This is a genomic window from Myroides odoratus (assembly GCF_001549985.1).
In the GTDB taxonomy this organism is placed as follows: domain Bacteria; phylum Bacteroidota; class Bacteroidia; order Flavobacteriales; family Flavobacteriaceae; genus Flavobacterium; species Flavobacterium odoratum_A.
Genome location: NZ_LROZ01000002.1, coordinates 78,575 through 102,191, shown reverse-complemented (window position 1 = coordinate 102,191; position 23,617 = coordinate 78,575). Strand labels below are relative to the sequence as shown.

18 protein-coding genes are annotated in these 23,617 nt (G+C 38.2%); 10 read left to right on the top strand and 8 right to left on the bottom strand.

All coding sequences use genetic code 11. The annotated features are described in order from the left end of the window. Positions 1-273 precede the first annotated feature (273 nt). The 3 genes from AWV75_RS03700 to AWV75_RS03690 are packed head-to-tail and all read left to right on the top strand — an operon-like array spanning position 274 to position 3,092. Positions 274-1,371, top strand: a complete 1,098-nt coding sequence (locus tag AWV75_RS03700) for a DegT/DnrJ/EryC1/StrS family aminotransferase (protein ID WP_060873094.1) — start codon at positions 274-276, stop codon at positions 1,369-1,371. Next, the gene (locus AWV75_RS03695; RefSeq protein WP_060873093.1) at positions 1,371-2,666 is read left to right on the top strand and encodes an O-antigen translocase; all 1,296 of its coding nucleotides are present in this window, start codon (positions 1,371-1,373) and stop codon (positions 2,664-2,666) included. Before AWV75_RS03700 ends, AWV75_RS03695 begins: the two co-directional genes overlap by 1 nt. Next, positions 2,667-3,092, top strand: coding sequence for a sugar 3,4-ketoisomerase (locus AWV75_RS03690; RefSeq protein WP_060873092.1), 426 nt, complete (start codon positions 2,667-2,669; stop codon positions 3,090-3,092). Here AWV75_RS03690 and AWV75_RS03685 read toward each other — a convergent pair. After that, positions 3,075-4,166 carry a glycosyltransferase gene (locus tag AWV75_RS03685; RefSeq protein ID WP_231737973.1) on the bottom strand — a complete coding sequence of 364 codons (1,092 nt, stop codon included), beginning with the start codon at positions 4,164-4,166 and terminating at the stop codon, positions 3,075-3,077. The genes AWV75_RS03690 and AWV75_RS03685 overlap by 18 nt on opposite strands. 41 nt (positions 4,167-4,207) lie before the next feature. On the opposite strand from AWV75_RS03685, the gene AWV75_RS03680 reads away from it, so the two are divergent. Both AWV75_RS03680 and AWV75_RS03675 read left to right on the top strand, forming a co-directional pair. Further along, positions 4,208-5,359, top strand: a complete 1,152-nt coding sequence (locus AWV75_RS03680) for a glycosyltransferase (RefSeq protein ID WP_060873090.1) — start codon at positions 4,208-4,210, stop codon at positions 5,357-5,359. Continuing rightward, the gene (locus AWV75_RS03675) at positions 5,341-6,435 is read left to right on the top strand and encodes a glycosyltransferase (RefSeq protein ID WP_060873089.1); all 1,095 of its coding nucleotides are present in this window, start codon (positions 5,341-5,343) and stop codon (positions 6,433-6,435) included. The genes AWV75_RS03680 and AWV75_RS03675 overlap by 19 nt, the downstream gene beginning before the upstream one ends. Here the strand turns inward: AWV75_RS03675 and AWV75_RS03670 are convergent. Beyond that, on the bottom strand, positions 6,410-7,273 hold the full coding sequence (locus AWV75_RS03670) for a glycosyltransferase family 2 protein (RefSeq protein WP_060873088.1): 864 nt from the start codon (positions 7,271-7,273) through the stop codon (positions 6,410-6,412). The genes AWV75_RS03675 and AWV75_RS03670 overlap by 26 nt on opposite strands. A gap of 6 nt (positions 7,274-7,279) precedes the next feature. Continuing rightward, positions 7,280-7,963: a cell division ATP-binding protein FtsE gene (locus tag AWV75_RS03665; protein ID WP_060873087.1), complete on the bottom strand. Its 684-nt coding sequence runs from the start codon at positions 7,961-7,963 to the stop codon at positions 7,280-7,282. Positions 7,964-8,236: 273 nt separating this feature from the next. Between AWV75_RS03665 and AWV75_RS03660 the strand changes: the two genes are divergently transcribed. Both AWV75_RS03660 and AWV75_RS03655 read left to right on the top strand, forming a co-directional pair. Further along, a complete protein-coding gene (locus AWV75_RS03660) occupies positions 8,237-8,998 on the top strand; it encodes a hypothetical protein (RefSeq protein ID WP_060873086.1) in 762 nt (253 codons plus the stop codon). Further along, positions 8,995-10,677, top strand: coding sequence for a metallophosphoesterase family protein (locus AWV75_RS03655; RefSeq protein ID WP_060873085.1), 1,683 nt, complete (start codon positions 8,995-8,997; stop codon positions 10,675-10,677). Before AWV75_RS03660 ends, AWV75_RS03655 begins: the two co-directional genes overlap by 4 nt. 543 nt (positions 10,678-11,220) lie before the next feature. Here AWV75_RS03655 and AWV75_RS03650 read toward each other — a convergent pair. Then, positions 11,221-12,207, bottom strand: a complete 987-nt coding sequence (locus tag AWV75_RS03650; RefSeq protein ID WP_060873084.1) for a Ca2+-dependent phosphoinositide-specific phospholipase C — start codon at positions 12,205-12,207, stop codon at positions 11,221-11,223. Positions 12,208-12,400: 193 nt separating this feature from the next. Between AWV75_RS03650 and AWV75_RS03645 the strand changes: the two genes are divergently transcribed. Both AWV75_RS03645 and AWV75_RS03640 read left to right on the top strand, forming a co-directional pair. Continuing rightward, positions 12,401-15,475, top strand: coding sequence for a SusC/RagA family TonB-linked outer membrane protein (locus tag AWV75_RS03645; RefSeq protein WP_060873083.1), 3,075 nt, complete (start codon positions 12,401-12,403; stop codon positions 15,473-15,475). Positions 15,476-15,477: 2 nt separating this feature from the next. Then, positions 15,478-17,259 carry a RagB/SusD family nutrient uptake outer membrane protein gene (locus AWV75_RS03640; RefSeq protein WP_060873082.1) on the top strand — a complete coding sequence of 594 codons (1,782 nt, stop codon included), beginning with the start codon at positions 15,478-15,480 and terminating at the stop codon, positions 17,257-17,259. A 300-nt stretch (positions 17,260-17,559) separates the two neighbouring features. On the opposite strand, the gene fahA is transcribed toward AWV75_RS03640, so the two are convergent. Beyond that, the gene (gene fahA, locus AWV75_RS03635; RefSeq protein ID WP_060873081.1) at positions 17,560-18,846 is read right to left on the bottom strand and encodes a fumarylacetoacetase; all 1,287 of its coding nucleotides are present in this window, start codon (positions 18,844-18,846) and stop codon (positions 17,560-17,562) included. A 112-nt stretch (positions 18,847-18,958) separates the two neighbouring features. On the opposite strand from fahA, the gene glyA reads away from it, so the two are divergent. Then, positions 18,959-20,233 (top strand): serine hydroxymethyltransferase, encoded by a 1,275-nt coding sequence (glyA, locus tag AWV75_RS03630; RefSeq protein WP_060873080.1) that lies wholly within the window; start codon positions 18,959-18,961, stop codon positions 20,231-20,233. A gap of 204 nt (positions 20,234-20,437) precedes the next feature. On the opposite strand, the gene AWV75_RS03625 is transcribed toward glyA, so the two are convergent. The 3 genes from AWV75_RS03625 to AWV75_RS03615 form a co-directional block, all read right to left on the bottom strand. Then, on the bottom strand, positions 20,438-21,850 hold the full coding sequence (locus AWV75_RS03625; RefSeq protein ID WP_060873252.1) for an MFS transporter: 1,413 nt from the start codon (positions 21,848-21,850) through the stop codon (positions 20,438-20,440). A 152-nt stretch (positions 21,851-22,002) separates the two neighbouring features. Continuing rightward, positions 22,003-22,815 (bottom strand): helix-turn-helix domain-containing protein, encoded by an 813-nt coding sequence (locus AWV75_RS03620; RefSeq protein ID WP_060873079.1) that lies wholly within the window; start codon positions 22,813-22,815, stop codon positions 22,003-22,005. Between the two features lie 52 nt (positions 22,816-22,867). After that, positions 22,868-23,611: an acyl-[acyl-carrier-protein] thioesterase gene (locus AWV75_RS03615; protein WP_060873078.1), complete on the bottom strand. Its 744-nt coding sequence runs from the start codon at positions 23,609-23,611 to the stop codon at positions 22,868-22,870. Positions 23,612-23,617: the final 6 nt, after the last annotated feature.

Here is a 23,617-nt window from a genome sequence, read left to right as displayed (position 1 = left end):
GATGAGACGATGAGACGATGAGAGTTGCGCTTCACTTCTCACTACGAAGAGCAAACCACACCGCCTCACCCTCTCACCACCTTACCAACTATCTCACCTCTTTTATATTTGTTTTGGTGTTCGATGAATCTTCACTCCGTTTCGATTTCACCACCTTACCTTCTCACCGCCTCACCACCTTACCTTCTCTTGACTTCTCACCTCCCCAACGTTCACCGTACCAAATTTTACTGTATATTTAGAAGATAAATTAACTCATACTGCTCTATACCCATGATCGCATTTTTAGACGTACAAAAAATCAATGCACCTTACGAAGAAGCTTATCTACAGCGTATGAAACAACTGTTTCACGATGGGATATACATACTTGGACAAGAGGTTGTTACCTTTGAAGAGCATTTTGCAGCCTATTGCGGAACCTCCTTCTGTGTGGGGGTAGGTAATGGGTTAGATGCCTTGAAGTTAATATTTGATGGTTACATCAAATTGGGCAAGCTAAGTATAGGAGACGATGTTTTAGTTCCTGCGAATACCTATATCGCTACTATTTTGGCCTTGTTGGATTGTGGACTCAACCCTGTATTTGTCGAACCTAATTTAGATAGTTATACCCTAGATGTTAATGGAATTACTTATTCCATGACTTCCTCTACCAAAGCCGTACTGGTTGTTCATTTGTATGGACAAGTCTATGAAATGGACAAAATCAAACACTATTGTCATGATAGGGGATTACTCCTGATTGAAGATGCTGCACAAGCTCATGGTACTACATTAAAAGGATGCAAAGCAGGTGCTTTTGGTGATGCCGCAGCTTTTAGTTTTTATCCAAGTAAGAATTTGGGCTGCTTAGGGGACGGAGGAGCGATTACAACCAACCATTTGGATTTGGTAGAAGTTCTTCGTGCCACTCGTAATTACGGTTCACATATCAAATACCAAAATAAGTACAAGGGATATAATTCGCGTTTGGATGAGATTCAGGCTGCGATCCTCAATTTGAAGCTGCCGAATTTGGATACAGACAATCAAAAGCGATTGAAAGTAGCCTATCGCTATATGCGCGAGATTAAAAATGTGAAAATTATTTTGCCTCACCTTTCGTCTGAGGCAGCACATAATTTCCATCTTTTTGTTGTTCGTGTAGCAGAACGAGAACATTTTCAACGTTATCTATTGGAGAAAGGCATTCAAACGTTAATTCATTATCCAATTCCACCCCATCAGCAACCTGCGCTGTTGGAATTTAGCTATTTGCAACTGCCAGTAACAGAATTAATTCATCAAGAAGTCGTGAGTATTCCAATCTCACCCATTATGACAGAAGAAGAAATCACACAAGTAATACAAGCAATAAACGCATATTAATGAGTAGAGCAGTTTGGCAAAAGATAAAGAAGAGTGAATTTACTGCGGTTACCTTATTGAATACAATGGGAATCGTTGTGCGACTTGTTACGGCTTTGTTTTCTGCTAAGATACTCGCTTTGTTTGTAGGGGCTTCAGGGATGGCGTATATGGGAAATTTTCGCAATATGCTAGCCTCTTTAGAAGCTTTTACTTCGTTTGGATTGGCCAATGGTATCGTGCAATATGTAGCTTCACATCGAGAGGATAAGCAGCGAATTGAACAATTTGTTACCACTTTGCTGCGCTTTATGCTTGGTATTTTATTGGTTGTTTCCGTGGGGTTGTTTTTGGGGCGAGAACAAATCGATCAGTATCTCTTTGCAGGTGCTTTTTCTATGCCTAAGTTATTTATCTGCTTGGCCTTTGTTTTTCCTTTACAAGTTTTAAATGGAATTTGGATTGCCTTCTTGACAGGATTAGCCCAATTTAAAAAAGTTATTTACCTCAATATCATAGGCAATATATCGGGATTGCTTTTAACTTTTTACCTCGTGTATACCCAAGGGGTAAGTGGAGCCTTATTTGCTATGATTCTAAGCCCTGTAATTCTGTTTTTTGTTTCCCTTTTTTGGGTAAAACAAATGCTGCAATTGAAATGGCAACCGTTTGATTTTTCCTTAATCAAACCGTTGTTCTCTTATGCGGTAATGGCCCTTTTTTCTGCAGTGGTTAGTCCGTTGTGTTTGTTGTGGGTGCGCAAGTTACTCATGCACAATACGGGAGTAGAACTCGCCGGTATTTGGGAGGGGATTCAACGAATATCAGGCATTTATATGTTGTTTATTACGACTTTGGCTTTTACCTATTTTTTACCCAAATTAGCAGAAGCCCAACAGTATCAAGAGAAGAAAAAAGTCATTCGGTTGTATCTAACGGGAGTATTGCCCTTGTTTGCTTTGGGACTCTTACTTGTTTATTTTACGCGAAGTTGGATTATTCCCTTGGTTTTGGATGCTAGTTTTAGCCCTATGATTGATTTTATGCAATGGCAATTGGTGGGCGATTTTATCAAAGGTGCTGCCTTGATATACGGACTGTTATTCTATACGGAACGCTTATTGTGGCCGTATCTCCTTTGTGAAACTTTGTTTTTTAGCTGTTTTTACGGATTGACCTACCTCTTGATTGGGCATTTCGGTATTGAAGCAGCAACTTTAGGCTATACTTTGGCGTATATAATTTACAGTTGTGTTTTAGTTGTCTATTTTTCTTGGTATTTTAGCCGTTCAGAGTCTAAACATAGCCAAGGATAAATGAAAAAATATACCATTTTTGATTGTAGTGAGATTATTGTCCCTGAAATAAGTGATGAAAGAGGAAATCTTGCTGTGATTCAAGGGGAAGTTATTCCCTTTGAAATAAAACGCGTATTTTTTATTTACGATGTTCCTGTGGATAAAAGTAGAGGAGGTCATGCACACAAAGAACAAACAACGGTTCTCTTTGCGCTTAATGGAAGTTTTGAGGTGATACTCGATGATGGAATCCAAAAGAGAAAAGTTGTGTTAGACGATCCAACAAAAGGGTTAATGCTTCAACCAGGTGTTTGGAGTGTATTGGAAAACTTTCGCCCAGGTACGGTTTGTTTAACAGTTAATTCGGGTGTGTATGATGAAAGTGATTACATCCGATCCTATGATGTATTCCTAGAATCAGTCGCTTTAACGCAAGAGTGCTAACCACTGTTGACCAATAGTTTGAATATCAAAAGGCAAAGCTGATTTTACTGCATTTACCTGTAATGTATTTCTTTTGTTATCATCCAAAGCAAGTAATTCGATTGCCTCTTTAAGTGCTTCAAAATTCTGATTTTCAATTAGTAATCCATTGTAATTGGATTGAATAATTTCATTTGGACCCGTAGGACAATCAAAACTGACCACAGGAGTCCCACAAGCCAAAGCTTCTAATAAAACAGTCGGAAAACCTTCTAGTCGACTACTGTGAACAAAAAACAAAGCGTCTTTAAAAAGAGGAAAAGGATTTTCAAGGAATCCAGGTAAGTGAATCGAGGCGGTTAGCTGTAGCGCTTGTATTTGTTCTTCTAATTGTTGTTTATATTGACCTTCACCTATAATGATTAAATCAATCCTTTGTTGGGGTAATTTACTTTGAGCATACGTATCAATCAAGCGATCAAATTGCTTGATGGTTGAATCCATTCTGCCACAAGCAACAATATAGCGTTTCTCCTGAAAAGGAGTACTGCCTTGTGCTTGTTGTTGAATCGTATCTATAGCGATGGGATTGTATAATGTTTGTGCCTGAGTATAGTGATAGGTCGCTTTGACCTGATCTGTAATGGACTGACTCACACAGATAATTTGTTTTGCCTTGCGATAGATGCGTTTGCCCCAAAAAATACGCGTCGTAAAATACCAGGAAAGATTGGAACTGTGAACCGTAGGAATATACTGTTGTTCAAAGACCCAATAGTGAAGTAAGACTTCAGTCAAAGGTTTACTTCTCGTTCTAAAATCAAGGATATAATCGAAGGAATGGGTTTGGAGGTAGTGACGGAAAAGCTGAAAGCGTTTGAACTTATTGCGCAGAGAAAAATGAGGCGATTGAAACAGTCCCAAATTGTATAGAACACCTCCATACGGATAAGAAATAGCATCTAAGTTGATGATGTTGTGCACTTCAAAACCCTGTTGCTCCAAATATAAGGAGAGGGTACTGTGAATGCGTTCTGCACCCCCATTTGCAAGGGTATCACCTAGTAGGGCTATTTTTATTTTCCTTTGAGACATAAAAAGATAAACGTACATTTGAGCAAATCACGGCTAAGATAATGAGAATACTTTTAATTGGAGATTATAGTGGATTACATTCTGCCTTGAAAAAAGGACTGTCCCAACACAAGGGGATAGACGAAGTCGTGTTGGTGGGAGATGGGGATAAATTCAAAGATTTTCAAGTCGATCGATCGATTCGTCCTTCCTGGGCAACTAGTCAATGGGGCATGTTTATCCGCAAAGCTATACACAAGATGGTTCGATGGGATATCGCTGAACTAGAGATAGGATGGAGAGCCCAACGCCAGTTGAAAAAATTGAGAGATTTTGATGTGGTCCAATTGATTAATGATCGTCCTATTCAAACCCTAGCCTGGTGGGAAAGACGGCTGCTCAAACAAGTGTTTGCTCAAAATAAAAAAGTATTTCTCCTTTCTTGTGGTATTGATGTATATGGGTTGCAGTACTTGACTGCTCATCCAGAAGAATTGTCTTTGCTCCAGCCTTTATTTGCACATCCCCATTTAAAACCGCACTACGCCTATGTGGATGTATATCGCAAAAAAGGGGTAATCCAAACGCAACAGATGATTGTGGAATACTGCAAGGGTATTATCGCTAGTGATCTGGATTATGTAAATCCAAACCAATTTCACCCGAAGTATGTAGGGTTGATTCCACATCCCGTAGTGTTAGATACTATTCAACCGTTTAAAGCTAAGGAAATCAATCGCGTGTGTATATTCTTGGGGATTAATCACGGCAATTACTATCAAAAGGGCATAGGGTATTTTGAAGAAGCCTTAGCGCACATCCAAACAAAATATGGAAAGCAAATCGAAGTAGTTATTGCAGAGCAATTGCCTTATGCTGCTTATAAAAAAGCACAGGAAAAAGCGCATATTGTTTTAGATCAAGTGTTTTCTAAAGATCAGGGATATAATGCTTTAGAAGCTATGGCAAAAGGAAAAGTGGTGTGTACGGGTGCGTCAGCAGATTTTTTACTCCACTATCAACTCCAAGAAGATGAGGTGTGTATTACAGCCAAACCTGATGTTGCTTATTTGGTAGATAAATTGAGTTATTTGATTGATAATAAGGCTGTAATAAATCAAATTGGACAACGAGCACAAGCATTTGTGCATCAGATCCACGATTGTAAAACAATTGCCAATCAGTATATCAAGACATGGGAATCAAGAAACTAAACATACTATATATTACCACATCTAGTACGGGTGGAGGTGGAGTGGCGCGTATACTCAGTCAAAAAACGGCTGCTTTTGTTGAATTGGGACATCAAGTGCGAATAATCAGCACGAATGACACAACGGAACAACCTTTTTATGTCTTTGATCCCCAGGTGCAATGGCAGTTTTATCCATTACCTGTTCGTACCATGATACAGATGCGAAGCTATTATCATTTTGTCCAAAAACAGGGGATTGAAGCCTTTCTTCCTGATGTCATTTTTGTTTTGGACAACGGTATTAAAGGGTATTTTGCTTCGTATTTCTTGAAGACAAAGATTCCGATGTATTTTGAAGTACATGGATCGCGCAATTTTTTATTGACGCCTATTCAATCGCGGTTTAAGCGTGTACTTGTTGATCATATTACCTTGTGGTTGAGTAGGTGTTTCACGGGGTTAATTGTGCTGAATGAAAGCTCAAAACGCGACTGGAAGCATTCCAATATACGTGTGATTCCCAATTGGATCGCACAAGAGAATAGGGCGAAAATACAGGAGAAACCTACCCGTAAACAGGTTATTGCGATTGGTCGTTTGGCACCAGAAAAGAATTATGAAACGCTGCTGAGTATTTGGAAGCAAATCCATCAAACCTATCCTCATTGGAAGCTGGTAATCTGTGGAACAGGAGAGGCAGGCTATGTGGCTCATTTGAAAGGACTAGCTGATGCATCGGTGTGCTGGAAAGGAGAAGTAGAGGATGTGAATAGCGAACTACAAGCAAGTGCTTTTCTGTTGCATACATCAAAAATGGAAGGAATGCCCATGGCTTTTTTAGAGGCTATGGTGCTTGGTGTACCTGTGATTGCCTTTGATGTAGCGTATGGACCTGCTGATTTGATTCAACACGGACATACAGGCTACTTAATTCCACTAGGTGAAGAGCAATTGATGGTACATTGTTGTTCTATTCTCATGCAAGATGCACAAATCGTTCAACAATTCGGAGAACAAGCTAAAAAATCGATGGAATCGTATGATAAACCCCTGGTTTTACAACAGTGGGTTAGTTTTTTTGAATCGCTTGGCTAGCCTTGTGATATTCGAGTAGTTTAAACCACTTAAAGCCTAGCATGGATGGTTTCTTACCCAAGAGATTACGCTGAATACGTTGGCCAATTAATGCATCAAGAACCGATAGTATAAAAGTGAAGCGATAGTGTTGTAGTCGGTGATACGTGCGACTTAGTTGCACTTCGTCTGCTTGTATTTTTCCTTGTTGAATGAGGTTTGCTAAGCCCCAACACGCTTGTTTACTGCGTTCCAAATAGGTCTGATTGCTTTCTGTGCTGTGGTGAACAACTGGATTCGGTAATCGAATAACTTCAATTTGGCGCTTCGCTAAGGCTAAGAAAAATAAAGTATCTTCATACCCATAGGTCGTAATTGTTTCATCAAACTGAAGCTGTAAAATTTGTTGATTAAAAAAGAGATTACAACAGGAGTGAAGGTGTTTGTGTTGTTCGATTGTTTGCCCATAGGTTAAACGAAGTGATTGCGCTTGACCAGATTCAGCAGGAGGGTAAGTAAACCCACCTTGAAAGAATACGCCTGTTTCGCGATGGGCAAGGTAATCCTGAATAAAAGTTGGAGAAACAGGTATCACATCGGCATCTAGTAGTAAAACCCAAGGATACTGTGCTTCTTTTAGCAGTCGATTACGGGTATAAGCTACGTGTTGATTCACCATATGAGTAAACCAACGAGTATGGGATAAGGCCTCAATTTGTTGCTGATGAAATACCTGAGTCGAAGCATCGTCACAAACCAGCAGCTCAAAAGGCAGGTTTAACGTGGACGCTTCTTGATGTAATTGCTCTACGAGTGGTAGAATATTGTAATTATATACCGGTATAACAATAGATAACATAGGTTGCTAAGAGGTACGATGAATCACTTCAAAAAGAGAACCATCATCACATTTTAGTGTTTTAGCAGGATATTTCAACAATAGGGCATAGTCGTGTGTAACCATAATAATAGTACGACCATTTTTGTTGATTTCTAATAATAATTCCATTACCTCTGCACTAGTTTGTGGATCTAAGTTTCCAGTAGGCTCATCTGCTAGAATCAAATCAGGATCATTCAATAGTGCACGAGCAATAGCAATGCGCTGTTGTTCTCCACCCGAAAGTTGATGTGGCATTTTCTTTAAATGAGACAACATGCCAACGCGCTCCAATACTTCTTCAATACGTCGGTCAATTGCTTCTTGCTCAGACCATCCCGTTGCTTTTAAAGCAAATTGTAGATTGCCGTAAACATTGCGATCTGGTAATAGTTTAAAGTCTTGAAAAACAATACCTAAGGAACGACGTAAAAAAGGAATGTCTTTTTCTTTTAATTTTTTTAGGTCATAGTCAACAATAGTTCCTTCTCCTTCAGTTAACGCTAAATCGGCATAAAGCGTTTTCATGAAACTACTTTTCCCTGCTCCAGTTTTACCAATGATATAAAGGAATTCACCTTTATTCACCTCTAAGTTTACATTAGATAAAACTTGGTGTTTGTTTTGGTAAATATTTACACCCGCTAAAGATAAAATTACTCTTGACATAGTTCCGTACGAATTAAAAGGTAAAAGTACAAAAAAGACCTGATTTATGGAAGGGGAACCGAGGGTTTTACACGATAGTTTTTAAAAAAGTAACAGATCCTACTTTAAATTAGTGTAAGGAAGTGAGAAGTAGAAGGCCGAATTTCTTAGTTTAGGGTTAACTCTACTTTAAGTTATGCGTGGCGCTTCATTTAGGACTGGCATTCTTTATACTTTTAACCGCTGTGAAATCCAAAGAAATAGGGAGATAGACAGTAGAACAAGAGAAAAAGTATGAGAAAAATAACTTTTATTTTAGGATGGCTTTGTTGTTGTACCCTTGTACAAGCACAAAATAAAGCGATTAGATTTCATTCACACAATGATTATGACCGAAATGTTCCCTTTTGGAATGCGTATAGCCAAGGGATGAATTCCATTGAAATTGATTTAGTTTTAGTGGATCAGGCGTTGTTTGTTGCCCATGATGTAGCCGATGCTCAACTAGAGCGAACGATGGAACGCTTGTATTTGGAACCCTTACAACAAGCGGTTAACATGGGATTTGGTTATCCTAATCAGTTACAGTTTTTGGTGGATTTAAAAGGAGATGCGGAGGCCTCTATGGCGTTGTTATTGCCCCTATTAAAAAAGTATGAAACGATCATTGAGCAATACAAAATTCAATTTGTTATTTCGGGAAATAAACCGTTGCTTCGTTACTTTCTGAATGTACCTGCTTATGTTTTGATTGATTTACAAGTGCAGGATACTTGGCAGAATGAAGTCAATATACTAGAAAAAATAGGGATGATAAGTTATAATTTCCAATCCTTTTCTACTTGGAAAGGAAGAGGTGAATTACCTGCAAAAGACAGAGAACAACTTCAACAAAAAATCGCACAAGCCAAGCAAATGAAAAGACCAATTCGCTTTTGGGCTACTCCAGATACACCAGAAGCTTGGCAAACACTGTATGATTTACAGGTGGATTACATCAATACAGATACACCTGCTGCTTTGAGGTTATATTTTGAAAATAAAACTGGGAAATGATGAAGCGATTTTATGCTATTCTTCTGTTTTGGAGTACTTGTGTAGGGGCACAAGAGGGAGTGAAAATCGGTGTACTTTCAGATCCTCATTTACATGCCATTTACCTCAAAGAACCCACTGCTGCTTTGCAGCCCTTTTACAATACACAAACCAATACGTATGAATTTGTACGGTCTTTATCTGGTCAAATGGCTTCTACGCGACTGTTTAATGAAAATTATTTTGCCTTTCGACAGGCGTTGGTTGATTTAGCAGCCCAAGGGGTGCGCTTAGTACTGATCAGTGGAGATTATACCGATGATGGGCAAGAGGTAAACCTCCGAGCAACACAAGCTTTATTGACGGAATTTGAACAGCAATATGGCATGCGTTTTTTGCTGACCAATGGCAATCATGAAGCGGTCAATCAGTTGGATCGAGAAAGCGGAAAAGCAGATTTCTTAACGCAAGAGGGACGTGTGATTGGCGTGTATTCAGATGTAAATCTAGTCAAAACGAAAGAGGACCAAGTCTACCCACCCATGAAAGAATTAGGTTATACTTCCATGTATCCGTTCATTCAAGCCTTTGGACTCCAACCAAGGGATACAGATGTGTTTTATACCACGCCTTTTCATCCATTTGTCTATGAAACCTATACCCAAGAACAAGATTTTAGTCTGGCACAACGACAATATGTAAGTCAAGGGGTAACCTATACCGATTTTACTTACCTCGTGGAACCCATAGAAGGAGTATGGATTTTGGCAATTGATGGGAATATGTATCAACAAGTGAATGCAACTACCTTCAAAAATAAAAGCGATGGTTACCACCAGATTGAAGAGCGAATGTATTTACTGCATTGGATTAAGACGGTAGTGGAAGAAGCGAAAAAAAGAGGAAAAAAACTGATTGCTTTTGGGCATTATCCACTCTTGGATTTTAATAGAGAAGAAACGACTGCTTTAACTGAATTATTGGGAAAAAATCAATTTCAATTGAATCGCGTTCCCAAAGTTGAAACCCAACAACTGTGGTTGGAAACTGGATTGTCTTTACATTTTGCCGGTCATATGCATATTCACCAACAAAGTGTGAAAAAACAAGGAGATCTGGCATTAAAGAATATACAAGTTCCCTCTTTAGCAGCGTACCCACCCGCTTATAAAGTAGTCGAAATGAAGAAAGAGGAAATAGCAATTCAGACGATTGAATTGCGGGAAGTAGCGCAATTTGATGCACTATTTAATTTATATCAAAAAGAAAATACACAAGGTCAGTACGATGATTTTCTACAAGCTAAAGATTACTATACGATGACCAAAAATCACCTGAAATACCTTAGTGAACATCGTTTTTATCACAGTGATTTCGGAAATGAAAAATGGAAACCATTTAAAGAAGCCATCAGTTTAGCATCATTCATGCCTGTTGAAATGAAAGTAACGTTGACCAAAGGTAGTTTGTTTGAAGCCCAAAAGTTAGATTTTAAAACCCTACTCTTTGATTTGTATTTGATTCGAAATGGCAGTGATATTGGCCTGAGAGAAATCAATCCAGAGCGAATTAAATTGTATACCCAGTGGAAACAGTGGATTGTCAAACAAGAGAATACCAGTGATTTAGAAAAATTAGTTGTAATTCTGTGCAATTTGATCCCCACAAGCGTAGGTACGAATGGCAATTCACCTATTTGAATTGATTATCAGGTATAAAAGGGGGAGGCGGGGAAGGCGATGAGAGGGTGAGAAGGTGAGAGGGTGAGGTGTGCTTTGTTGAGGTTTGTTGTAAGAAGTTTTTGCTTTTTTGCGAGAGGCTTTTTTGTGAGGTTCGCTCACCACCTCACCGTCTCATAATCCACGCCCAGTAATCACCCCGACGAAGGAGGGGACGCATCTCGCGCTCACACAACGGTGCTTTGTGAGGTTTGTTTTTTGTGAGGCGATGAGACGGTGAGGCGATGAGGCGAATTTTCTAGCTAAATCTCACCACCTCACCAATCTCACCCTCTCACCATCTATCTCACCTATTTGATATTTGTTTTGGTGTTCGATGAATATATCTCACCTATTTTATATTTGTTTTGGTGTTCGATGAATCTTCACTGCGTTTCGATTTTCACTGCGTTCCGATTTCACCGCCTTCACCGCCTTCACCTCCTCACCCTCTCACCACCTCACCACCTCACCACCTCACCACCTCACCAATCTCATCCTCTCACCACCTCACTACCTCACCACTTACTGCATTCTTACATACGTATCATCCTCAAAACTAACCTTATAAGTAGAAGGGAATAGCTGACTAGGAAGATAATAATCAGTGGTAATAATTTGAGCCTTTGATTTTTTAGCCTGTTCAAATGTAGAATAATCATTTGTTCTTGCTTGTTTCGTACTATCATCCGCTCGAGTTCGGATAATCACTCCTTTTTCAGCTAATTTTGGGATAGTTACATTGTAGGGGTCATTGAGAATCATGCATCCCGCTTTTGGGTGTGTAAAGGGAACATTAAGAAAAACGGTCAAATCATCCAAGTCGATGGCATCAAATAAGTCCAAACGGTAGTCCGTATTGTCAATAATCCAAACAAATTTCCCTCTACTTTCATCCACCGTAGGCCATTGAATAAAATCAGTATTTCGTTTTAATTCTTTAGGTGTAATCAGATGCTTGCTGGTCAATTCTTGAGCAATAAGCGTATTTATTTCTTGAATATTCGCTTGTGTAAATACCGTCGTAGCATCTTTTTTATCATCCTTTAATTCCAAAGTAATAAAAATAGTTTCATGCGTAGGATGCTGTTCAGACCATTGTTTTAGCTCTCGAAGTTGTTGGATGAAATGGGGTTGATGGGTTTCGAAATCAACATCAGGCATATGGAAAATTTTATACCCTGGTTGAGCCATTGCTGCCGTCCATTCGTAGGTTTCACCAGAGATAGCCGTTCCACTTGGATGAGCGTATTTATTTCCTTGCTCATCCTTCCAAATATCCAGCTCTAAATTTCTCAACCCTAAATTTAATTGCGTTTCTATGGAGGGATGCTCATAATAAAGCGTTTGAACCTGAGCATTTTTTTCTAGTAAATGCTGATACAATTTGGGGTGAATAGCCTTCTTATAACTATTGTGCGAACCGATGACTTGAATTTGGTGTAAAGGTACTTGTTGGGCATAACTCGCTAGAGAACCTCCAATAAGGAGTGTAAAAATAAATTGTTTCATCTTCTTGATTTCTTTGGGCCTAAAATACAGGGATACCTCTTGTTTTGTGCTATCCCCTTTATTATGTGATTGTTATTCTTTGTTAGCAATCAGCCCTTTTGGGTAATGATTTAATCAAGGTATTATAAAGTTAGAATAAACCTGAGATAACATTGGATGCATTCTTTTGCAATACTGAAACTAAAACTAAATCATGAAGAGAAGACTCATTCATTTTCATTTATTAAGAGCCCTTTTTAAATGGAAATCATTCGGTACTTGTATGATTCTTTTGTGTTCAACAACCGCATTTGCTCATTTAAAACCAGGAGCTCATGTGATTACAAAAGAAGAGCTAACATTTGTACAAGAGGAAAAAATCAAAGGAAAAATTGTGGACGAGAAAGGTTCACCTGTTGCATTCGCTACGGTTTACATTAAAGGAACACAACGTGCCGTGCAATCCGATGAAAAAGGGGCATTTGAAATAAAAGCGCGCATAGGAGAAGTGGTGGTTGTGGAGTTTATTGGTTACCAAACACAAGAAACGAAGATTGCACAAAATACGGTGCAAATTGTAGTAAAGGAAAGCCAAGAAATGTTGGATGAGCTTGTGGTAGAAGTAGGATATGGAAACAAGCACAGAAGCGATTTAACCGGAGCAATTTCACAATTAAGTCCTACAACCTTTAAAGACGGGGTGAATATTTCACCAGATCAGCTGTTACAAGGAAAAGTAGCAGGTGTTCGCGTGGTGCAAACCAGTGGAGAACCTGGAGCTGGGGTGGATGTCTCAATTCGCGGAATAGGATCAATACGCAGTGGATCGACTCCTTTATTTGTGGTAGATGGAATGCCTTTATCTAATGAAAATGTATCACCAGGTGGAAGTAACGTTGGTTTTGGAAGCTCAAGTGCTAAAAACCCATTGAACTTCTTAAATGCAAGTGATATTGAATCCATGACAATCTTAAAAGATGCTTCTGCCGCTGCTATTTATGGAGCAAGAGGATCGAATGGTGTGGTCATTATTACAACTAAAAAAGGAACTTCTCAAGAGCCGACGCTAACATTTGATAGCTCTGTTGGTTTTTCGAGTGTCATCAAAAAATTAGACGTCTTATCGGCGGATGAATACCGCAATAAAATTACTGAACCTGCTTTTGATCATGGAGGAAATACCGATTGGCAAGATGTAATTTTGAGAACAGCCATGACCAGAAATAACAGCTTGTCTTTTGGCACGCGTTCAAAATCAGGAGGAAGTTATTTCGCATCGATCTCTAATTTAAAACAAGAGGGAATTATTCATAACAGTGAGTTCAATCGAAATAGTGCCCGTTTCAATGGAGAAGAAAAATTCTTTAATGACCGTTTAACTATTAAAGCGAATTTAACGGCAAGTGAAATCAAAGAAGATGGAGTGCCAACTTCTGATGACGGAGGTTCAGATGGACAGCTGATGATTCATACGCTCATGGCAAATCCTACGTGGAGTGTAAAAGATAAAAATGGAGCGTTTACCAACTTCAATATGAATGCGCATTATAATCCTGCGTATTTATTGGATATTTATGAAGATGAAACCAGAACCCTTCGCGCGTTAGCTAATTTGGAATTAGGCTATAAGATTTTGCCTAACTTAAATTATAAATTCAACTTTGGATATGATTTGAGTAATTCAGAACGCAATACAACCATCTATCCCAATATCACAGACCGCTCTCCTCGTGGGCAATATTATCAAGCCAATGTGGAAAGTAAATCCCATCTATTAGAACACTATTTGACCTATGATTTCTCCTTTGGGAAACATCAGTTTGATGTTTTAGGAGGTTTTTCATATCAATACTTCTACAACACAGGAACAACGATAAACTTTACTGAAATTGCAGATCGCAATGATGGGGTATCACCTAAGGATAACCCAGGTTATAAAGGGAAGTTCAATGGAGTTTCTGGTTACAGTCAAGAAAATGAATTACAGTCGTACTTTGGGCGTTTTAACTACTCTTTTGATGGTAAATACCTTGTTACCGCTTCAGTAAGAGCCGATGGTTCTACGCGTTTTGGAGAGAATAATAAGTATGGTTATTTCCCTTCCTTTGCTTTGGGGTGGAATGTCAACAGAGAAAACTTTTTGATGGATTCCAATGTAGTAAATAACTTGAAGCTAAGAGCAAGTTGGGGACAAACAGGAAATCAAGAAGTAAAAAATAAAATTACACAAGCCAGCTATTCTCAATCTTATAGTGATGGATATTACCTCAATGATGATGGAGAATTAATGCCAGGTATTACGATCTCTAGAACTCCAAATCCAGATTTAAAATGGGAGGTTGTAACCCAATTTAATGTGGGAGTGGATTTTAGTTTATGGAATGATAAGTTATATGGAACACTAGATTACTTCAATAAAACCACTACAGATGCAATCTTGAATATCCCTTCTAAACCATTGAGTCCAACGGCTGATGTTTGGGTGAATATTGATGGAGAAATCGTCAATAAAGGTCTTGAGTTTATGTTGGGATCCAACTTAATTGATAAAGGCGACTTTTCTTGGAATGTAGATGTAAATGGAACATTCTTGTCTAATACAATCAAGAATTTACCTGTTTCTCAAATCTTATCTGGAAATATTTCAGGACCTGGACAATCTGGAGTAACGGCTAATATTTACAAAAGTGGGTATGCTTTAGGTAGCTTTTATGCATTGGATCACATCGGATATGATGAAGAAGGTAGAGATATGTATCGCGATGTCAATGGAGATGGTATCATCAGTATGGATGACCGCGTGATTGCTGGAAGTGCAATTCCCGATTTTACGTTTGGTATCAACTCGTATATGAAGTATAAGAACTGGGATTTCTCCTTTTCAATCATTGGACAAACAGGAGGGTATTTGGCGAATAATACGATGTTAAATGCCTTGAATATCAATAACCTTGCTTCTGATCGAAATGTCGCTACACAATACGCAAATTCAGGAGCGAATAGCAGTAATCCGCCTCAGTTTTCAGATTTATACATTGAGAAATCCGATTTTATTCGCTTGAATTCCGTGCGTTTAGGTTATACTGTTCCATTAAAAGATTTAAAATGGTTGGATAGCATGAACTTTTATGTTAGTGGACAAAACCTATTGACCATTTCGGGTTATTCAGGATATGATCCTTTAATTAACTCAAACAAAGCTACAGGTGGAAATCAATCCATAGGTGTTGATTATACCTCTTATCCAACATCAAAAACATTCCTATTTGGATTAACTGTGAAATTTTAATTATGAAGAATACAATATTCAATAAAGTAAATGGATTACTAGTTGTAGGGGCGCTTTTGGCTGCTACATCGTGTACGGATTTGGAAGAAAAAGTGTTAGATGAAAATTTGGGTTCATCTGAGATTAATCCCGTTGCCGCATTGACTTCTGCTTATGCGCGTATGGGACAAAATTTATTTGTAGGAACTGGCGGATTGTTTGCTTTGCAAGAACTCAGTAGTGATGTGGCTATTTTGCCAACGAGAGGAAGTGATTGGGGAGATGCAGGAAAATGGAGAGCAATCTCCGAGTTTACCTGGGCATCAGACAACGGATTGGTACAAGGAAATTTCAACGATTTAACGAATGGCGTTACGCGCTCTTATACTGCAATTGAAGCGATAACATTGAATGGAGAAGGAGCTTCAAAAGATTTTTACCTAGCGGAAGCAAAGGGATTGTTGTATTTCTATATCGCGCAATTGTTGGATTTATACGGGCAGGCTCCTTATAAAGACCTCAATAACCTCAAAGGACCTATTCGCATTTTAAAAGCAGAATCAGATATTGACTTTGTAATTGCAGAAGTAGAAGGGTTACTTCCTTCTTTGCCAAGTTTAGGTGAAAATCAAACCCATGTAGGGCGTTTTACCAAACAAGCGGCGTATGGATTATTAGCGGAACTTTATATGAATCGCGCGGTGTATAAAGATCGCTATAATGCAAGTTCTGCTTTTGATTTTAATGCTACTGCAACGGATGGTTCTAGCTCTAATATGGATAAAGTAATTCACTATACGAGTTTGTTAATTGATGAAGGACGTTTTCAATTAGAAGAAAATTACTTCCACAATTTTGCCATGGATAATCATACATCCAAAGAAATGATTTTTGCAGTTGTTCAGCATGTTTCTGATATCAAAGGTTCGAGTAATGACTTGGCGTATAATACCATGGAGCGAAATCAACGCGTAACGGCTAAAAATAGAGGAACAAATGCGAGTGCAATTCGCCCAGAGTTTTTCTATAGTTGGAATGGAAATCAAGATGATCCTCGTTTTCAACGCAGCTATCAATATGAAGATGGTACTTGGTTCAAAAATGATGGAACCGATGTATCTGTACCAGCAACATCAATTGCACCTGGAACTTCAGAGCCTTGGTTTCACTTTAATAGAGGAATTCAATTTGGACTTCAACATGGTCCTAAGTTAGTACAGGCCACTGGCAAATTTGAAATGACAGCTGATGGTCGTATCAAAGTCATGCCTTTGGTGATGGAGAAAAGTTCGACAACACCGATGGATTTTACCCCTGATTTTAACTTTGATAATCCTGTGGAAGCTGTTTTTAAACAGGATCAAATCAATCGTGGAGCTCGTTGTTTCAAGTTTGAATTTGATGCTTCAAAAGGAGAAAATGGTTCTTCAGAAGTAGATATTCCAATTTACCGTTTAGGTGGAATGTATATGCTACGCGCTGAAGCTTATTTTAGAAAAGGAAATGTCGGACTAGCGTTGAACGATATTAATACAGTCCGCACCACGCGTACCCATGATGCCTTACACGCAGCTGCAGCAGGTAAACCAATAGGTGCTTTAGATGCTGAGGTATTGTACAAAGAATTGGGATATGAATTGTATTGGGAAATTAAACGCAGACCCCAGATGGTGCGTTTCGGAAAGTTTGATTTGCCTTTAGCCCAATCAGCTAAACCACAATCACAACCGTATCGTAGAATTTTCCCTATTCCTCAAACGATTATCGATATTGATGCAACGTTTGAACAGAATAAGGGATATTAGAGGGAGTGATGGTTTATGGTGAGGTGATGAGAGGGTGAGTTGGTGAGAGGGTGAGGTGATGAGTTGGTGAAATCGAAACGCAGTGAAAATCGGAACGCAGTGAAGATTCATCGAACACCAAAACAAATATCAAATAGGTGAGATAGGTGGTGAGAGGTGAATTTTCTAAATAGTATAAATTTTCCTTTAATCGATAAATCTTACAACTTCACAAAGAGCAAAGCACAAAGCACGAACCTCACAAAAAACAAAAAAGCAAACAACAAAAAAGGATTTCTCGTTAGAGAAATCCTTTTTTTATTATTTCATTGTTGCTGTGGAGGGAAGTAGCATACTACTTACTTCTCCAAAGCCGATGCGAATATCATCATTCTGGCAATATCCTTTCATGGTGATGGTATCATAGTCTTCGATAAACGTACGTGTACTACCATCTGCTAAGGTTAATGGATTTGCACCTGCCCAAGTTAACTCCAGTAAAGAACCAAAGCTATTGGGTGCAGTTCCTGAAATTGTTCCTGATCCCATTAAGTCTCCGGCATTAATCTTACAACCGTTAACCGTATGATGAGCCAATTGTTGACTCATAGTCCAGTACAAATATTTGAAATTTGACTGACAAATTAGGTTGTCTGGACCATTTTCGGGTTGTAGATATACTTCTAAGTTGATGTCAAATGTTTTATCTCCTGTTTGTTGTAAATATGGTAGAGGAGTAGGGTCTTGTTTTGGACTCGCTGTTCTAAATGGCTCTAAAGCATCTAGGGTTATCACCCATGGAGAAATAGAGGTAGCGAAGTTTTTAGCTAAGAAGGGGCCTAGTGGAACATATTCCCACTTTTGAATATCGCGGGCACTCCAGTCGTTTAATAAGACCATTCCAAAGATATGCTCTTCAGCTTCATCAACGGGAATACTTTCTCCAAATAAATTGGCATCTGTAGTGATAAACGCTGTTTCTAATTCAAAATCAATGCGAGTAGAAGGTCCAAAAATAGGTTGTGATTCCCCCTTAGGTAAGGTCTGTCCCATTGGTCGTTTCACAGGAATGCCAGAAGGAATAACCGTTGAACTTCTACCGTGATAACCTACTGGAATGTGAAGCCAGTTGGGTAATAAGGCATTTGCTGGATCTCGGAACATTTTACCTACATTGGTTGCATGTTCTCTGCTGGAGTAAAAATCCGTGTAATCACCTATGTATACGGGTAATTGCATTTCTACTTCTTCTATTTTAAAGATCACTACCTCTTTGTGTTTGGCATTGTTTTGTAAGGTTGGGTCTGCTTTGTCGAAAATATCAGCGATTCTATTTCGAACTGCACGCCATGTTTTCTTTCCACTTGAGATGAAATCATTGAGATTGTCTTGTAAAAACACATCGTCTGTCAGTTCGATTCCTTTTAAATACCCTAACATTTGCAAGGCACTTAAATCGATGGCATAATCGCCAATACGAGTTCCAATTGTTACAATATCATCTTTCGTAATAAAAACCCCAAAAGGAATATTTTGGATCGGGAAGTCAGACTGTGGCTGAACTTCTAACCAAGATTCTCTTTTCGGATCATTTGCCGTAATCATCATATTTATTGCTTAATTAATTGAATGAATAGTTTAATCAAATATATAATTATAGGGCAAATTAACAAACGAATTTTGTACATTTGAGGTCAATTTAACGAAATATACAATTCAGATGAGAAGAGATACAGAAATTTTCGACTTAATCGTAGAAGAAGGGGATAGACAAGTACACGGTATTGAGCTAATTGCCTCTGAAAACTTTGTAAGTGAGCAAACGATGGAAGCAGCCGGATCTTGTTTAACTAATAAATACGCAGAGGGTTATCCAAACAAACGCTACTACGGAGGATGTGAAGTAGTAGATGTTGTAGAGCAAATCGCTATTGATCGCGCAAAAGCTCTTTTTGGTGCTGAATATGTGAATGTTCAACCTCACTCTGGATCACAAGCGAATACAGCTGTTTTTTCTGCTTGTTTAAAACCAGGAGATAAAATCTTAGGATTTGACTTATCTCACGGTGGACACTTAACACACGGATCACCAGTGAATTTCTCTGGAAAATTGTATAATCCAGTATTTTACGGTGTAGAGCAAGAAACAGGCTTATTAAATTACGATAAAATCGCAGAAATCGCGAAAAAAGAGCAACCAAAATTAATCATTGCTGGTGCTTCTGCTTATTCTCGCGATATGGATTTCAAACGCTTTAGAGAAATCGCTGATAGCGTTGGAGCTCTTTTAATGGCGGATATTTCTCACCCTGCAGGATTAATTGCTAAGGGATTGATGAATGATCCAGTGCCTCATTGTCATATCATTACAACAACGACACACAAAACCTTGCGTGGACCACGTGGAGGAATGATCATGATTGGAAAAGATTTCCCTAACCCATTTGGTTTAACAACTCCAAAAGGAGAAGTACGCATGATGTCTGCTTTATTGGATAGTGCAGTATTCCCTGGAAACCAAGGTGGACCTTTGATGCACATCATCGCTGCAAAAGCAGTTGCTTTTGGAGAAGCGTTAACAGATGAGTTCTTCACTTATATGTTGCAAGTACAGAAAAATGCAAAAGCAATGGCTGACGCATTTGTAAAAAGAGGGTATAACATCATTTCTGGAGGAACAGATAACCACATGATGTTGATCGACTTGAGAAACAAAAATATTTCAGGAAAAGACGCAGAACAAGCGTTAGTAAAAGCTGAAATTACAGTAAATAAAAACATGGTGCCATTTGATGATAAATCACCATTCGTAACTTCAGGTATCCGTATTGGTACACCTGCAATCACAACAAGAGGATTGAAAGAAGAAGATATGGAAACAATCGTTGCTTTAATTGATAAAGTAATTCTTAACCATACAAATGAAGACATCATCGAAGAAGTGGCAGATGAAGTAAATGAAATGATGGCTGAACGCCCAATGTTCGTTTGGTAGTTTTTTTGAGAGAAGAATCTCGATAAAATGGATATATAAAAAAAGGTTTCTAACGAATTAGAAACCTTTTTTTGAATCTAGTTTTTTAATTTGAAACTATTTTATAGCTAAAAGCATGGATCAAGAGGGGTAATCGTACTTAAAACCATGTCGTTACAGTTGAGAAATGAAATTATAAGACTTTTGTAAATTTGATTGTATCAACTAGTTGGTTTTGTTTTTAACTCGAAGGAACAAGACAATAGCAACTAAAGGAGTTATTGCAAAAATAGCGTATAGATATAGAGATGAGTTTGTTATAGCTACTATATCTGTTGACTGGGTAATACCACTCAGATTTGTGACTAATCCTGCGAGGGCAGCTCCAAATGAAGTGGCTATCAGCTGTACGGTTGTTATCGATGAAGATGTTAAGTTCTCTTCTCCTTTGGGTGCTAAGGCAAACACTTTAGTTAATAAATGCGGCCATCCCATTCCAATACCTGCTCCTATAGCTAAAAGGAAAATACAATTCAAGACAAGCTGCCAAGTAGGAGGAAAAGTATGGTTCAAACTAATGTAGCTCAAACCTATTAATCCAACAAACATAAGAAAGCCACCTAGTAAGATGATGTTGCGAATCGTTTTCCCTTTGCAACCAGAAAATAAAATAGAGGATATCGTCCATCCTAAGGCTATTAAAACGGTTAGGTACCCTGCTTGTATAGGAGTGAAACCATTGATTACTTGGGCGTAGTAAGGAACGTAAATTTCAATAGCGGTAGCAATTGTCAGTAAGGCCATAATGGCATAGGTTGAACCAAGTGTAGAAGATAGTTTATAGGCTCCTGTCGGTAGCAATCTGTTTTTACTGTTTTTTTCTAAGTAGATGACTCCAGCAAGCAATAAAATAGCAGCACAAACCCCTAGGAGATTCTTCCCTATACTTTGCTGAATACTTCCAATCGAAACGGCTAAAACAGATAAGGTAAGTAATAGAAGTTTTACTGTTGGAATTGGGCTTGCCGTTTGTGCGTTGTGTTTCTGTGGAATTATAATGCTAGCTGCAAGTATAATAAATAAACAAAAGAAGAGTAAAATACCAAAAGACCATCTCCAATGCCCGTGTTCAGCAAAGATTCCTCCGATAAAAGGTCCCGAAAAAGCAGCAACTCCCCACATAGCTGAAACTAAAGCCATGGCTCTTGACCATAGATTTTCTGTAAAGACTAAGCGTATCATGGCATAGGATAAGGCAAAGAGCAATCCGCCACCATATCCCTGAATAAATCGACCCAGAAGTAAAATATACATTGTTGGTGCAAACGTACACAGTAATGTACCCATTGAAAAAAGTAAAATTGCAATCTGATAAGCCTTTCTAGGCCCTGATTTAGTCATTTGATTGGCAGAAATAACAGAACCAATGACAGAGGCAACAACAAATATTGTGGTGTTCCATGCATAGTATTGAATTCCGCCAATTTCTTTTATAATTGAAGGCATAATAGTTGTTGCTAAATAAACATTGGTAGCGTGCAACATCACACCTAAAGCGAGCACAATTGCCTTTAAAGCATTCCCTTTTGAAAAAAGAATCGCCCAAGAAGCTTGTGTATGGGTAGGAGATACTTCCATATCATTCATTTTTAAATAATTAAAATTACTTTGCAAAGTTCATGAACAAGGAAGGGAGGAGCAATATCCAATATTCGGAAAAAGATTCAATTTTTTCGGAAAGGGTAGCCTGATGGTGTAGTTAGAGTTTTTGAAAAAGGACAAGAAGAAGGTTATTGTTTTTTTCTATACGCATGAGGAGAAATATTCATATGACTTTTAAAAAATCTTGAAAAGTAAGAAGCTGTTTCAAAACCAAGAGTCAAAGCACATTCCTTTATTGATTTTGTGGAGTGTTTTAATAAAAACTGACTTTCCAACAAGAGTCGTTCATGTATGATTTGGAGGGCAGTATGTCCCGTTTCCTCTTTGACAACTTCAGTTAAATGTTTTGCAGATACATTGAGTGTAGAAGCATATTGACCAATAGAGTTCCAAGTTGAAAAATACTGATCAACTAGTTTTTTAAATTCATAGGTGACTTGATAATTTCGATTCATGTTTTTTTCAAACCCCAATAAACAGAACTCACAAGCACGGTTGTATTCGTACAAAATTTCCATCACTAACAGTCGAACAATATCAAGGTGATAAGCATATTGCAAATCAATTTCATTTTTAATTGCTGTAAACTTATCTGCAACAAGTTGAAATCTTGTATGTAAGTCATACATAGGCGGATAATTATTGTTGAGTAATAATAGTTCATCAACAATTTCATCCTTCAAAAAGATCTTTTGTAAAAAAGTTTTGGTGAAAAATAATTGTTTGACTTCTAAATCAGGAGAACTATCACTGGTGGAGAGTATAACATTAGGAGAGATAATTGCAATTGTACCAGGAGTTAATTTGAATTGGTGAAACCCAGCTTTGATGGTGCTAAAACCATGATGACAGATTAAAAGAGTATAATAATCATTTTTTGTAGGAATCTCTATTTTTAGGTTTTCAATTCCTTCATAATATTTTAATTCTTGGTCTATCATCTCCGTCTATTTTGCGTTAAAACGTAAGAATAACGCTACTTCATGTTTGCAATTATTCTTCTACCTCCATCAAGCAATAAAAATGAACCACACTATCCACACAAATTTGGTAGTGCAACAGGTTGTTTTCTTGCAAGAGCTGTACTTCACAAGTATCGTTGATTCGCGTTTCTTTTAAGAAGTGCATGTCAATGACTTGTATTTTATCTACGGCTTGTTGACAGGCAAAAGCAGCATCAATACACCATTCAAGGTATTTGATATTGGTTACGTGATGAACCATATCTAAATCAGATAACTTAACGCGGAGTTCATCAATTTTGTGATAAGCTCCTTTGTGTAGTTTTGCAAATTCGGCTTGTGTTACCTTTTTATTCGTGTATTTGATAAAGTGTTCGTGTGGTAATGCAATGAGTTCAGGTCTACGGCGTTCCGTATTGATGATCACCCATAGAGAGGAAGCCACCGCAATGAGTTGTTCACCGAGATAAACCTCAAAATTTCGGATAGAGCGTACACCATCTAAGCGTTCAATCCAAGTACTAATGGTAATCTTATCTTGCCATTGAGGTAGTTCTGCTTTCTTTTCTACTCGAAATTTACTGAGTACCCATGCTTGGTTGTGTGTTTTTAAATCCCAAAAACTAATTCCACCAAGCACCGAATGATCTGCTGAAACACGTTGAATAAGTCTACATAAATCCACCCATTTCAGATGTCCAGAAGGAGAACAGGCAAAGAAGTCTATTTCATAAGATTGTTGGTGAATGGAGGTAAATTGGTCGGAAATGGGCATAATTGA

Excerpts from the sequence above, each read along its gene's own strand:
- AWV75_RS03700 (WP_060873094.1), top strand. The coding sequence starts at position 274 with ATGATCGCATTTTTAGACGTACAAAAAATCAATGCACCTTACGAAGAA.
- AWV75_RS03695 (WP_060873093.1), top strand. The coding sequence starts at position 1,371 with ATGAGTAGAGCAGTTTGGCAAAAGATAAAGAAGAGTGAATTTACTGCG.
- AWV75_RS03690 (WP_060873092.1), top strand. The coding sequence starts at position 2,667 with ATGAAAAAATATACCATTTTTGATTGTAGTGAGATTATTGTCCCTGAA.
- AWV75_RS03685 (WP_231737973.1), bottom strand. The coding sequence starts at position 4,166 with ATGTCTCAAAGGAAAATAAAAATAGCCCTACTAGGTGATACCCTTGCA.
- AWV75_RS03680 (WP_060873090.1), top strand. The coding sequence starts at position 4,208 with ATGAGAATACTTTTAATTGGAGATTATAGTGGATTACATTCTGCCTTG.
- AWV75_RS03675 (WP_060873089.1), top strand. The coding sequence starts at position 5,341 with ATGGGAATCAAGAAACTAAACATACTATATATTACCACATCTAGTACG.
- AWV75_RS03670 (WP_060873088.1), bottom strand. The coding sequence starts at position 7,273 with ATGTTATCTATTGTTATACCGGTATATAATTACAATATTCTACCACTC.
- AWV75_RS03665 (WP_060873087.1), bottom strand. The coding sequence starts at position 7,963 with ATGTCAAGAGTAATTTTATCTTTAGCGGGTGTAAATATTTACCAAAAC.
- AWV75_RS03660 (WP_060873086.1), top strand. The coding sequence starts at position 8,237 with ATGAGAAAAATAACTTTTATTTTAGGATGGCTTTGTTGTTGTACCCTT.
- AWV75_RS03655 (WP_060873085.1), top strand. The coding sequence starts at position 8,995 with ATGATGAAGCGATTTTATGCTATTCTTCTGTTTTGGAGTACTTGTGTA.
- AWV75_RS03650 (WP_060873084.1), bottom strand. The coding sequence starts at position 12,207 with ATGAAACAATTTATTTTTACACTCCTTATTGGAGGTTCTCTAGCGAGT.
- AWV75_RS03645 (WP_060873083.1), top strand. The coding sequence starts at position 12,401 with ATGAAGAGAAGACTCATTCATTTTCATTTATTAAGAGCCCTTTTTAAA.
- AWV75_RS03640 (WP_060873082.1), top strand. The coding sequence starts at position 15,478 with ATGAAGAATACAATATTCAATAAAGTAAATGGATTACTAGTTGTAGGG.
- fahA (WP_060873081.1), bottom strand. The coding sequence starts at position 18,846 with ATGATGATTACGGCAAATGATCCGAAAAGAGAATCTTGGTTAGAAGTT.
- glyA (WP_060873080.1), top strand. The coding sequence starts at position 18,959 with ATGAGAAGAGATACAGAAATTTTCGACTTAATCGTAGAAGAAGGGGAT.
- AWV75_RS03625 (WP_060873252.1), bottom strand. The coding sequence starts at position 21,850 with ATGGAAGTATCTCCTACCCATACACAAGCTTCTTGGGCGATTCTTTTT.
- AWV75_RS03620 (WP_060873079.1), bottom strand. The coding sequence starts at position 22,815 with ATGATAGACCAAGAATTAAAATATTATGAAGGAATTGAAAACCTAAAA.
- AWV75_RS03615 (WP_060873078.1), bottom strand. The coding sequence starts at position 23,611 with ATGCCCATTTCCGACCAATTTACCTCCATTCACCAACAATCTTATGAA.